This is a genomic window from Clostridium sp. CM037 (genome assembly GCF_055081095.1).
Genome location: NZ_CM143650.1, coordinates 388,203 through 400,569, shown reverse-complemented (window position 1 = coordinate 400,569; position 12,367 = coordinate 388,203). Strand labels below are relative to the sequence as shown.

Here is a 12,367-nt window from a genome sequence, read left to right as displayed (position 1 = left end):
TTACAACCTATACTTCCAAATCATTTTCAATTTCTACCTTTTCATCATCTTCAGTATTGATTTTTATTGTTCTATATCTTGTCATTCCAGTACCCGCAGGTATCAGTTTACCAATTATTACATTTTCTTTTAATCCAAGCAATGGATCAATTTTACCCTTAATAGCCGCATCAGTAAGTACTCTTGTTGTCTCCTGGAATGATGCTGCTGACAAGAATGATTCCGTTGCAAGTGCAGCTTTAGTTATACCTAATAGAGAAATTTTCCCCTGAGCAGGTACGCCACCTTCAGCTTCAATTTTTGCATTAGCATCTTCAAAAGCAAATATATCTACTAAATTCCCTGGAAGTAGTTCAGTATCTCCAGATTCCTCAACCTTTACTTTTCTTGTCATCTGTCTCACAACAACCTCTAAATGTTTATCATTTATATCAACACCTTGAAGTCTATAAACTTTCTGTACCTCTGACGATAAATAATTTTTAACTCCGTTAACGCCTTTTATTCTTAAAATATCGTGCGGATTAACTGAACCTTCAATTATCTCATCTCCGGCCTCAATTCTATCACCATTTGCAACTTTTAATCTTGATCCAAAAGGTATATCATAACTTAGTTCTTCTCCTGCATCACCAATTACAATGACAACTCTCTTTTTCTTAGTATCTTCCATTTTAACGCTACCGCATACATCACTTACTATTGCGAGTCCCTTTGGTTTTCTAGCTTCAAATAATTCCTCAACTCTTGGAAGACCTTGGGTTATATCTGATCCTGCTACTCCACCTGTATGGAATGTTCTCATTGTAAGTTGTGTTCCCGGTTCTCCTATAGATTGAGCTGCAATTATACCTACGGCTTCGCCAATGTTAATTTTTTGAGACGTTGCCATATTCATTCCATAACATTTAGAACAAACTCCAATTTTAGCCTTACATGTAAATACCGATCTAATCATAACTTTTTTTACACCAGACTTTTGAACTTCTTCTGCTAACTTAATATCCATATACTCATTCTTAGGAACTAATACTTTGCCTGTTTTTGGATGAATAATATCTTCAGCGGAATATCTTCCAGTCAATCTTTCAACTAACTGTTCAATTACTTCACTTCCATCACGAATTTCTGAAACTTCAAAACCTTCATCCGTTCCACAATCTTCGTGTCTTACGATAACATCCTGGCATACATCAACAAGCCTTCTTGTTAAATAACCTGAGTCAGCTGTTTTAAGTGCTGTATCTGCGTTACCTTTTCTAGCTCCATGTGTTGAAATAAAGTACTCTAATACACTTAGTCCATCTCTAAAGGATGCTCTAATAGGCAACTCAATTATCTTACCAGATGGATTAGCCATAAGGCCTCTCATACCTGCTAGTTGCTTGATCTGACTCTTAGACCCTCTTGCCCCTGAATCTGCCATCATGAATATCGGATTGAATTTATCCAAACTATCCATTAGTGCATTTGCCACATCTTCTGTAGTTTTAGTCCATTTTTCTATTACTCTTTGGTATCTTTCTTCCTCGGATATAAATCCTCTTCGATACATCTTCTCAATTTTTTCAACAGTTTCATCCGCATCTTTTAACAATGCTTTTTTAGCCTCTGGAACCACCATGTCAGATGTAGCAACCGTAATTGCTCCAATTGTTGAGTAATGATATCCCTTAGCCTTTATTTTGTCTAGCATCTTAGAAGTTTCTGAAGGCCCATATTTTAAGTAGCATTTATCAATAATACTACCAAGATTCTTTTTACTTACCAAGAAGTCTATCTCAAATTTCAATTCATTTCCAGGAATGCTTCTATCAATAAACCCTAAATCTTGAGGTATAGTTTCATTGAAAATTAGTTTTCCAGGTGTAGTTTCTATAATTGAAGTTATACTTACACCATCAACGGTGCCAAATAACTTAACTTTAATTTTAGCATGAATATCAATATCCTTTACTTGATAAGCCATTATTACTTCATCTGGTGATGAGAATGATCTTCCCTCACCTTTAGCACCATCTTTATCAATAGTTAAATAGTAAGCGCCTAAAACCATATCTTGAGTAGGCACACAAACCGGTTTACCATCTGATGGTTTCATAATGTTATGTGCAGCAAGCATTAAGAACCTTGCTTCAGCTTGAGCTTCAACAGATAGAGGTACATGTACCGCCATTTGATCTCCATCAAAGTCAGCATTATAAGCCGTACATACAAGCGGATGTAGTTTAATAGCCCTACCTTCTACAAGTATAGGTTGGAAAGCTTGAATTCCTAGTCTATGAAGTGTAGGTGCACGATTTAATAGTACTGGGTGATCAGCTATTACTTCTTCAAGTACATCCCATACTTGAGGCATAACTCTCTCTACCATTCTCTTAGCACTCTTAATATTATGTGCTACTCCACTTCCAACTAGCTTTTTCATAACAAAAGGCTTAAATAATTCTAAAGCCATCTCTTTTGGAAGACCACATTGATACATTTGTAACTCTGGTCCAACAACTATAACTGAACGGCCTGAGTAATCAACACGTTTTCCAAGTAAATTTTGCCTGAATCTTCCTTGCTTTCCTTTTAACATGTCAGATAGAGATTTTAAAGGTCTGTTCCCTGGTCCCGTAACTGGCCTTCCTCTTCTTCCATTATCAATTAACGCATCTACAGCTTCTTGGAGCATTCTTTTTTCATTTCTAACAATTATATCTGGAGCACCTAAATCTAGAAGTTTTTTTAGCCTATTGTTACGGTTTATTACCCTTCTATACAAATCATTTAAATCAGATGTAGCAAATCTTCCTCCGTCTAATTGTACCATCGGTCTTAAATCAGGAGGTATAACTGGTATTACATCGATTATGATCCATTCAGGTTTGTTTTTAGATTTTCTAAATGATTCTGACACATCTAGTCTTCTTATACTTCTGATTCTTTTTTGTCCTGTACTCGTTTTTAGGTCTTCTTTTAATTCCTTAGATAATTCTTCTAAGTTTATATCTTGTAAAAGTACTTTCACAGATTCTGCACCCATACCAGCTACAAAACTATCATTTCCAAATTTATCAATAGCTTCTCTATACTCTTTTTCACTAAGGATTTGTTTTTTAAGTAGTGATGTTTCTTTTGGATCTAATACTACATAAGAAGCAAAATAAAGAATTTTTTCTAGAGATCTAGGTGACATATCTAAAATAAGTCCCATACGAGATGGTATTCCTTTAAAATACCAAATGTGAGATACTGGGGCAGCAAGTTCGATATGCCCCATTCTTTCACGTCTTACTTTAGATTTTGTAACTTCAACACCACATCTATCACAAACTATTCCCTTATATCTTACTCTCTTGTATTTTCCACAGTGACATTCCCAATCTTTAATTGGTCCAAATATTCTTTCACAAAACAACCCATCTCTTTCAGGTTTTAAAGTTCTATAGTTTATAGTCTCTGGTTTTTTTACTTCACCTTTTGACCATTCTCTGATCTGTTCCGGTGATGCTAATCCTATTTGAATAGCATCAAAATTATTAAATTCAAACAAGGGTTCATCCTCCCTTCATATTAATGTTCATCATTAAAATCATTTAATTCTAAGTCTTCACCAAATTCTTCTGCCGGTATTTCATCATAATTTATATCAATGTCCAGTTCTTCATCTTCATCGATAAGCTCAATGTACTCTTCCGTTGGTGCTTCAGGAATTATATCTTCTGATCCTTCTATGTTAACATTTAAATTTAATTCTTCCATTTCATCATCAACTGATTCCTTCAGTTTAATTTCTTCTAATTCATCAGTAAGAACTTTAACATTTAAACACAACGCTTGTAATTCCTTTATAAGAACTTTAAAGGATTCAGGCACACCAGGTTCTGGAATATTCTCGCCTTTTACTATTGCTTCATATGTTTTAACTCTTCCTACAACGTCATCGGATTTAACTGTTAAAATCTCTTGTAATGTATGAGCTGAACCATAAGCTTCTAATGCCCAAACTTCCATTTCTCCAAACCTTTGGCCACCAAACTGTGCTTTACCACCTAATGGTTGCTGAGTTACGAGAGAATATGGACCTGTAGATCTAGCATGTATTTTGTCATCTACTAAATGATGTAACTTTAAGATATACATATATCCAACAGTAACTCTGTTGTCAAATGCTTCTCCTGTTCTTCCATCATATAAATCAGTTTTTCCATCTGTATTATATCCTGCTTTTTCCAAGCACGCTTCAATTTCTTCTTCAAGCGCACCATCAAATACTGGTGTTGCAATATGCCAACCTAATTCACTAGCTGCCCATCCTAAGTGGACCTCTAATACCTGGCCTATATTCATACGAGAAGGAACACCTAGTGGATTTAAGCATATTTGAAGTGGCCTTCCATCAGGTAAAAACGGCATATCTTCTACTGGTAATACTCTAGATATAACCCCTTTATTACCATGTCTTCCTGCCATCTTATCGCCTACAGATATCTTTCTCTTTTGAGCTATATAACATCTAACTAGTTCATTTACACCTGGTGGAAGTTCATCACCATTTTCTCTAGTGAACACTTTAACATCAACTATTATTCCAGCTTCGCCATGTGGCACTCTAAGTGATGTATCTCTTACTTCTCTTGCCTTTTCTCCAAATATTGCCCTTAATAATCTTTCCTCTGCGGTAAGTTCTGTTTCTCCCTTTGGAGTTACTTTTCCAACTAGAATATCTCCAGATCTTATCTCAGCACCTATTCTTATTATTCCGCCCTCATCTATATCTTTAAGTGCATCTTCGCCAACATTAGGAATATCCCTAGTTATTTCTTCTGGTCCAAGCTTTGTATCTCTTGCATCTGATTCATATTCTTCAATGTGCACCGATGTAAATATATCATCACGAACAAGTTCTTCAGATATTAACATCGCATCCTCATAGTTATAACCTTCCCAAGTTACAAACCCAATACGGATGTTCTTACCTAATGCTATTTCTCCAAGGTCAGTTGAAGGTCCATCTGCTAAAACAGTATTTACTTCAACTTTTTCGCCTTTATTAACTATAGGTTTTTGATTTATACACGTACCCTGATTAGATCTTTTAAACTTTAGAATTTTATAAACATCTAATCCACTATCTGAATCTCTTCTTACCTTAATTTCGTTAGCACTTACATACTCAACTGTGCCGGCGTTTTTAGCTTTCGGAAGTACACCAGAATCTACTGCAGCTCTATATTCTATTCCAGTAGCTACAATTGGCGATTGTGATTTAAGTAGTGGTACTGCTTGACGTTGCATGTTGGAACCCATTAGCGCACGACTAGCATCATCATTTTCAAGGAATGGTATCATTGCTGTAGCAACAGAAACTATCTGTCTTGGTGATATATCCATAAGATCTACTTCTTCTTTTGGAACAACCATTACTTCTTCTTTAGCTCTTACAGTTACTTTTTCATCTACAAAAGTACCATCTTCGCTAATTGGTTCACTTGCCTGCGCTACTAGATATGCATCTTCTTCATCCGCAGTCATATACACAATTTCGTTTGTAACTACTGATGTTTTCTTATCTACAATCCTATATGGTGTTTCAATAAACCCATATTCATTAACTTTAGCGTAACTCGCAAGTGAATTAATAAGTCCTATATTGGGTCCTTCTGGAGTTTCTATAGGGCACATTCTGCCATAATGCGAGTAATGAACATCTCTAACCTCAAACCCAGCTCTCTCCCTAGAGAGACCGCCTGGTCCTAGTGCAGATAATCTTCTTTTATTTGTAAGTTCTGATAATGGATTTGTTTGGTCCATAAACTGAGAAAGTTGTGAACTTCCAAAGAATTCTTTTATAGCTGCGGCTACAGGCCTTATGTTTATAAGCGCCTGAGGCGTTATTCCTTCTTGGTCTTGGATTGTCATTCTTTCTTTGACAACTCTTTCCATTCTAGATAAACCAATTCTAAATTGATTTTGTAAAAGTTCACCTACAGATCTAATTCTTCTGTTTCCTAAATGATCAATATCATCAATATAACCGATATCGTAAGTTAGTCCTAACTCGTAGCTCACTGTAGCATACATATCATCTTTAATTATATGTTTAGGTATTAATCTAGTTTTATTAGCTTTTATTTGTTCTTTAATTGATTCTTCATCACTAAAATTATCCAATATCTCTTTTAATGTTGGATAATGGACCATTTCCCTAATATTAAGATCAGAAATATCAAAGTTAACTACTTTATTAATGTTAACAAAGTGATTTCCTATAACCCTTAACACCTTATCCTCTACTTGAAGATCTACTACATTAATTCCTAAGTTTTGAATTTCTAGAGCAACTTCTCTATCTATCTTTTGACCTTTTTCAACTATAACTTCGCCAGTTGTAGGGTTAACAATATTTTCAGCAGCAATTTTGTTTGCAATTCTGTGATTAATTGATAACTTCTTATTAAATTTATATCTACCAACTCTTGATAAATCATATCTCTTAGCATCAAAGAATAGTGAATCAATAAGAGATACCGCACTATCCACTGTAGGTGGTTCGCCTGGCCTTAATCTCTTATATATTTCTATCAAAGCTTCTTCTCTTGTTTTAGTATTATCTTTTTCTATTGTAGCTTTTAGTCTTTCTTCTTCACCTAATAATTGATGTAAGTCTAAATCACTACCATTATCCATCATAGCTCTGGCCAAAATACTTATAGGCAGTTTTCTTGTCTTGTCAATTCTAATATATACAATTTCATTAGAATCTGTTTCATACTCGAGCCATGCTCCTCTGTTTGGGATTACCGTTGCAGAGTAAAGTTTTTTTCCAGTTTTATCAACAGAATAATTGTAATAAACCCCTGGCGATCTAACCAATTGACTTACTATAACTCTTTCTGCTCCATTTATAACAAATGTTCCTTGTGGTGTCATCAGTGGGAAGTCTCCCATAAAGACTTCTTGTTCCTTAATTTCACCTGTTTCATTATTACGCAATCTAACCTTAACTTTTAACGGTGCTGCGTAAGTTGTATCTCTTTCCTTACATTGTTCTTCAGTATACTTAATGTTATCTGTATCAAGTTTGTATCCTACAAACTCTAGAACAAGATTCCCAGTATAGTCTTGAATAGGATTTATATCATCAAAAACCTCTTGAAGTCCTTCTTTTAAAAACCAATTATAAGAGTCTAACTGTATCTCAATTAAATTTGGCATATCAGTTACTTCACCTATTTTTGAAAAACTCATTCTTGTTCTTTTACCTAATTGGACAGGATGTACCATCAGCTTTCACCCCTTGTATAAACTAAAATAACCAAAAACACACTTTCCCCTAGGACCTTATGCTTTTGGATTCACATATTTATTATGTTATTATAACCATTTTTGTTAATTTAATTCACATTAACCAGTAATTGCTTTTTCAACGTTAAGCTACTAATTTTAATGCATTACGCTATATTATCATAAGTATAATTCTATGTCAACATAACATTTTAAAAAAGGGCACTCTTATCTAAAAGTACCCTGTTTATGATAAAATTATTTTATTTCTGCTGCGCCGCCAACTTCTTCTATTTTAGCTTTTAATGCTTCTGCATCTTCTTTGCTTATAGCTTCTTTAATTGCCTTAGGTGCTCCATCAACTATATCTTTAGCTTCTTTTAATCCTAATCCAGTTATTTCTCTAACAACTTTAATAACTTTAATTTTGCTAGCGCCTGCACTAGTTAAAATTACGTCAAATTCAGTTTTTTCTTCAACAGCTGCTGTAGCAACTCCTGCAACTGCAACTGGTGCAGAAGCACTCACTCCAAATTCTGTTTCACACTCTTTTACTAATTCATTTAATTCTAAAACACTCATATCTTTTATAGCTTGAATAATTTCTTCTCTTGTCATTATAAATGCACCTCCGAATTTTTTTCATATAAATATTGTTTTGTACTTGCCTTTTTAAAAAAGGCATAATTTGAATCAATTAAAAATCGCTATGTACTTCAGCTTAATATTTAAAATATTATTGAGCTGATTCCTTTTGCTCTTTAACTGAATTCAATAGGTATGCAAGATTTGATAATGGAGCTTTGAAGCTTCCAAGTAATTTTGCAATAAGAACATTTCTTGGTGGTATTGATGCAAGAGCATTAACCTCGGCACCATCGAATATTTTACCTTGAATTATGCCTGCTTTAAGCTCTAATTTTTTATGAGTTTTTGCAAATTCATTTAAAACTCTAGCTGCAACAGTTGCATCTTCATATCCAAATGCCATTGAAATAGATCCTTGTAGGTGAGTTTCTATACCTTCAATTCCTAATTCCCTAGCCGCTAGAATAACTAAAGTGTTTTTATAAACTTTATATTCTACCCCAACTTCTCTAAGGTTTTTTCTTAGTTGCGTATCTTCTTCTACATTTAGACCTTGATATTGACTAAATACTACACCTTGAGCTTTTGCTAATTTTTCTTTTATTTCTGCTACTTTTGCTTCTTTTACTTGTCTATTATTGCTTAACACTATATATCCACCTCCTAACAGTTTTTAACTGCTTTATAAAAAATTAAAATCTCTCCGTAGACACGAAGAGACCTAATATATGTATACAAGTATACTTATAGGAATCCTCGGTAGGCATGTTGTCTTTTACGCTTTCGCACCTACTATCTACGGAATATCATTTATTTCACTCTGGAAATTGTATCATGTTTAACCCTATTTGTCAATACTAGTCTAATACTTTAGCTTGATTGACTTTTATTCCAGGTCCCATAGTGCTTGAAACTGATACTGATTTTAAGTATTGTCCTTTAGCTGCTGATGGTTTAGCTTTAACTACTGCTTCCATTAAAGCATGAAAGTTTGCAACTAATTTCTCAGCACCAAAAGATTTTTTTCCAAGCGGTACATGAATTATAGAAGTTTTATCAACTCTATACTCAACTTTACCAGCTTTTATTTCATTTATTGCTCTAGCAACATCAAATGTAACTGTTCCTGACTTTGGATTTGGCATTAATCCCTTAGGTCCAAGTACTCTACCTAATTTACCAACAACACCCATCATATCTGGAGTAGCAACAACTATATCAAATTCAAACCAATTTTCTTTTTGTATTTTTTCAACTAATTCATCAGTTCCAACGAAGTCTGCTCCTGCAAGTTCCGCTTCTTTAGCTTTCTCACCTTTAGCAAAAACTAAAACTTTAACTGTTTTACCTGTTCCATGAGGAAGTACTACTGCACCTCTAACTTGTTGGTCTGCATGTCTTGGATCAACACCAAGGCTTATAGCGAGTTCTATAGTTTCATCGAACTTAGCTTTAGATGTTTTCACCACAAGTTCCATAGCTTCTGTTGGTGTATATAGAGCATTTTTATCTATAAGCTTAGCGCTTTCTATGTAATTTTTTCCCATAATAGCATCCTCCTTCGTGGTAATAACGGTTTTTACCTCCCACGTAATTAATTTAAAATTATTCTTCTACAACTATTCCCATACTTCTTGCTGTTCCAGCTATCATACTCATCGCAGATTCAATTGATGCTGCATTTAAATCTGGCATCTTAAGTTCTGCTATTTCTCTTACTTTAGCTTTAGAAACTGTAGCAATTTTGGTTTTGTTTGGAACACCAGAACCGCTTTCTAATCCAACTGCTTTCTTTAACAATATTGCCGCTGGTGGAGTTTTCAGTATGAAACTAAAAGATCTATCTTGATATACTGTTATTACTACTGGTATTATCATACCTGCTTGATCCGAAGTTTTCGCGTTGAATTCTTTACAGAATCCCATGATATTAACTCCGTGTTGTCCAAGTGCTGGTCCAACTGGTGGTGCTGGGGTAGCTTTTCCTGCAGGAAGTTGAAGTTTTATCATTCCTGTTATTTTCTTAGCCATGAATTTATACCTCCTATATTGTGGTAAAGCGGATTAAAAATCCTCCCACTTACTAAAACTTTCGTTTTATTAAGTATCTAGTCTAGTTTTTGTATTTGATTGAATTCCAGTTCAACAGGAGTTTCCCTGCCAAACATATTTATAAGTGCTTTAATTTTTTGCTTTTCCAAATGAATTTCTTGTATTAAAGCAACAAATCCTTCTAATGGTCCAAACATCACCTGAATATTCTCACCTATTTCGTAGTCAACAACTATAGTTTTTTCTGCTATACCCATAGTTCTAACTTCATCTTCAGTAAGAGCTACCGGTTTAGAACCCGGTCCTACGAACCCAGTTACACCTCTGGTATTTCTAACTATATACCAAGATTCATCTGTCATAAGCATTTTAACCATAACATAACCTGGAAACACCTTTTTTAAAGTTATTTTCTTTTTTCCATCCTTTACTTCAACTACTTCTTCCATAGGCACTTGAATATCGTGTACATATTCTTCAAGATTTCTATTTTCGATCGCTTTTTCTAGGTTGACTTTAACTTTATTTTCATAACCAGAATATGTATGTACAACATACCATTTAGCTTTATCTGCCATAGCTCAAGGGGTGGAGTATTCCGTCCCCCTACCTCCTTCCTTTACCTTATTTAAAGATTAGTTTATAGAGGTTCTTAAAACCATAATCCAACAAACCTATTAAAATCACAAAAATAAAACAAAAACTTGTCACTGCAAAAGTTGCCTTTTTAACATCTTGTTTTGAAGGCCAAGTTATTCTTTTCGCCTCTGCCTTAAGTTCATTGAAAAACTTCACTATACCTTTTTGGTTTGATTTTTCCTTTACTTTAACATTCCCAGTAACAGCCATTTTATTCACATCCCTACTGTTTTGTGTTTAATGCTGTATTATTTTGTTTCTTTATGAAGTGTATGTTTGTGGCAGAACTTACAGTATTTCTTCATTTCTATTCTGTCTGGGTTATTTTTTTTGTTTTTCATTGTATTGTAATTTCTCTGTTTGCAATCAGTACAAGCTAAAGTTACTTTTACTCTCACAATCTACACCTCCCGGTTTTCCATCTATTTAAGAAAGCTCATACTTATTAAGCGCTAAGCTATCTTTAGCATTTTTGTTATACTTAAATAAGTTATCACAATTTAATACATATGTCAATGAATTAGTTCAAGGTGTTTTTTTATTAAACAATTTTCTTTCTTCTAATTCATAATGCATTTTTTTGTTTGTATTATTTAACTATTGAAGTAACAACTCCTGAACCTACTGTTCTTCCACCTTCTCTGATTGCGAATCTTAATCCCTCATCCATTGCTACTTGAGTGATTAGTTCAACATTCATGTCTATGTGATCTCCTGGCATTACCATTTCCATTCCGTCTGGTAATTTTATTGATCCAGTTACATCAGTTGTTCTGAAATAAAACTGTGGTCTATATCCGTCGAAGAATGGAGTATGTCTTCCGCCTTCTTCTTTTTTAAGTACATATACTTGACCTACAAATTTATCATGTGGATGTATTGAACCTGGTTTAGAAAGTACTTGACCTCTTTGAATATCTGTTCTTTGTACTCCTCTTAGTAATGCTCCGATGTTGTCTCCGGCCATTGCTTGATCTAAAAGTTTTCTAAACATTTCAACTCCTGTACATACAACTTTTCTTTTATCTTCGCTAAGTCCTACGATTTCTACTTCTTCTCCAACCTTAAGTATTCCAGCTTCAACTCTTCCTGTAGCAACTGTTCCTCTACCTGTGATTGTGAATACATCTTCTACTGGCATTAAGAATGCTTTATCTGTTGCTCTTGTTGGTGTTGGAATGTAGCTATCTACTGCTTCCATTAATTCAGTTATGCATTTTGATGCTTCTTCATCAGTTGGGTTTTCTAATGCTTTTAACGCTGATCCTGTTACTACTGGGATGTCGTCACCAGGGAAGTCATACTCACTTAATAATTCTCTTACTTCCATTTCAACAAGTTCTAATAATTCTGGATCATCTACCATATCTGCTTTGTTTAAGAATACTACTATATATCCTACTCCAACTCTGCTTGCTAATAGTATATGCTCTCTTGTTTGAGGCATTGGGCCATCTGCTGCACTAACAACTAGAATTGCTCCATCCATTTGTGCTGCGCCTGTGATCATGTTCTTTACATAATCTGCATGTCCTGGGCAATCAACATGTGCATAATGTCTATTATCTGTTTCATACTCAACATGTGATGTATTTATTGTAATTCCTCTTTCTCTTTCCTCAGGTGCTTTGTCAATTTGGTCAAACCTAGATACTTCTGCTAGACCTTTAGTTGCGAGTACTGCTGTTATTGCAGCTGTTAATGTTGTCTTGCCGTGATCTACGTGCCCTATTGTTCCAATGTTTACGTGTGGTTTGCTTCTTTCAAACTTTGCCTTTGCCATTTTGTATTCCTCCTCAATATAAATAATTAC

Annotated in this window: 10 protein-coding genes and 1 other annotated feature; all 10 genes read right to left on the bottom strand. The window is 34.4% G+C overall.

Features of this window, described 5'->3' with window-relative positions; all coding sequences use genetic code 11:
- Nucleotides 1-7 precede the first annotated feature (7 nt).
- Nucleotides 8-3,541, bottom strand: a complete 3,534-nt coding sequence (gene rpoC / locus ACWJKP_RS02060) for a DNA-directed RNA polymerase subunit beta' (RefSeq protein ID WP_165414405.1) — start codon at nucleotides 3,539-3,541, stop codon at nucleotides 8-10.
- Nucleotides 3,542-3,561: 20 nt separating this feature from the next.
- Nucleotides 3,562-7,275: a DNA-directed RNA polymerase subunit beta gene (gene rpoB / locus ACWJKP_RS02055; RefSeq protein WP_165414404.1), complete on the bottom strand. Its 3,714-nt coding sequence runs from the start codon at nucleotides 7,273-7,275 to the stop codon at nucleotides 3,562-3,564.
- A 258-nt stretch (nucleotides 7,276-7,533) separates the two neighbouring features.
- Nucleotides 7,534-7,893, bottom strand: a complete 360-nt coding sequence (gene rplL / locus ACWJKP_RS02050) for a 50S ribosomal protein L7/L12 (RefSeq protein ID WP_165414403.1) — start codon at nucleotides 7,891-7,893, stop codon at nucleotides 7,534-7,536.
- A gap of 118 nt (nucleotides 7,894-8,011) precedes the next feature.
- Nucleotides 8,012-8,512, bottom strand: a complete 501-nt coding sequence (gene rplJ, locus ACWJKP_RS02045; RefSeq protein WP_165414402.1) for a 50S ribosomal protein L10 — start codon at nucleotides 8,510-8,512, stop codon at nucleotides 8,012-8,014.
- Nucleotides 8,513-8,546: 34 nt separating this feature from the next.
- Nucleotides 8,547-8,683: a sequence feature (ribosomal protein L10 leader region), on the bottom strand.
- A gap of 37 nt (nucleotides 8,684-8,720) precedes the next feature.
- A complete protein-coding gene (gene rplA, locus ACWJKP_RS02040) occupies nucleotides 8,721-9,410 on the bottom strand; it encodes a 50S ribosomal protein L1 (protein ID WP_165414401.1) in 690 nt (229 codons plus the stop codon).
- 58 nt (nucleotides 9,411-9,468) lie between these two features.
- Entirely contained in the window at nucleotides 9,469-9,894 is a 426-nt protein-coding gene (gene rplK, locus ACWJKP_RS02035; protein WP_071614644.1) for a 50S ribosomal protein L11, read from the bottom strand.
- Between the two features lie 77 nt (nucleotides 9,895-9,971).
- Nucleotides 9,972-10,493, bottom strand: a complete 522-nt coding sequence (gene nusG, locus ACWJKP_RS02030) for a transcription termination/antitermination protein NusG (RefSeq protein WP_165414400.1) — start codon at nucleotides 10,491-10,493, stop codon at nucleotides 9,972-9,974.
- A gap of 46 nt (nucleotides 10,494-10,539) precedes the next feature.
- Nucleotides 10,540-10,764 carry a preprotein translocase subunit SecE gene (gene secE / locus ACWJKP_RS02025; protein ID WP_165414399.1) on the bottom strand — a complete coding sequence of 75 codons (225 nt, stop codon included), beginning with the start codon at nucleotides 10,762-10,764 and terminating at the stop codon, nucleotides 10,540-10,542.
- A gap of 38 nt (nucleotides 10,765-10,802) precedes the next feature.
- Nucleotides 10,803-10,952, bottom strand: coding sequence for a 50S ribosomal protein L33 (gene rpmG, locus ACWJKP_RS02020; protein WP_125002828.1), 150 nt, complete (start codon nucleotides 10,950-10,952; stop codon nucleotides 10,803-10,805).
- A 191-nt stretch (nucleotides 10,953-11,143) separates the two neighbouring features.
- Nucleotides 11,144-12,337 (bottom strand): elongation factor Tu, encoded by a 1,194-nt coding sequence (gene tuf, locus ACWJKP_RS02015; RefSeq protein WP_224579083.1) that lies wholly within the window; start codon nucleotides 12,335-12,337, stop codon nucleotides 11,144-11,146.
- Between the last annotated feature and the right edge of the window lie 30 nt (nucleotides 12,338-12,367).

Coding starts and splice junctions, on each gene's coding strand:
- secE (WP_165414399.1), bottom strand. CDS start 10,764: ATGGCTGTTACTGGGAATGTTAAAGTAAAGGAAAAATCAAACCAAAAA.
- rplA (WP_165414401.1), bottom strand. CDS start 9,410: ATGGGAAAAAATTACATAGAAAGCGCTAAGCTTATAGATAAAAATGCT.
- rpoB (WP_165414404.1), bottom strand. CDS start 7,275: ATGGTACATCCTGTCCAATTAGGTAAAAGAACAAGAATGAGTTTTTCA.
- nusG (WP_165414400.1), bottom strand. CDS start 10,493: ATGGCAGATAAAGCTAAATGGTATGTTGTACATACATATTCTGGTTAT.
- tuf (WP_224579083.1), bottom strand. CDS start 12,337: ATGGCAAAGGCAAAGTTTGAAAGAAGCAAACCACACGTAAACATTGGA.
- rplK (WP_071614644.1), bottom strand. CDS start 9,894: ATGGCTAAGAAAATAACAGGAATGATAAAACTTCAACTTCCTGCAGGA.
- rplL (WP_165414403.1), bottom strand. CDS start 7,893: ATGACAAGAGAAGAAATTATTCAAGCTATAAAAGATATGAGTGTTTTA.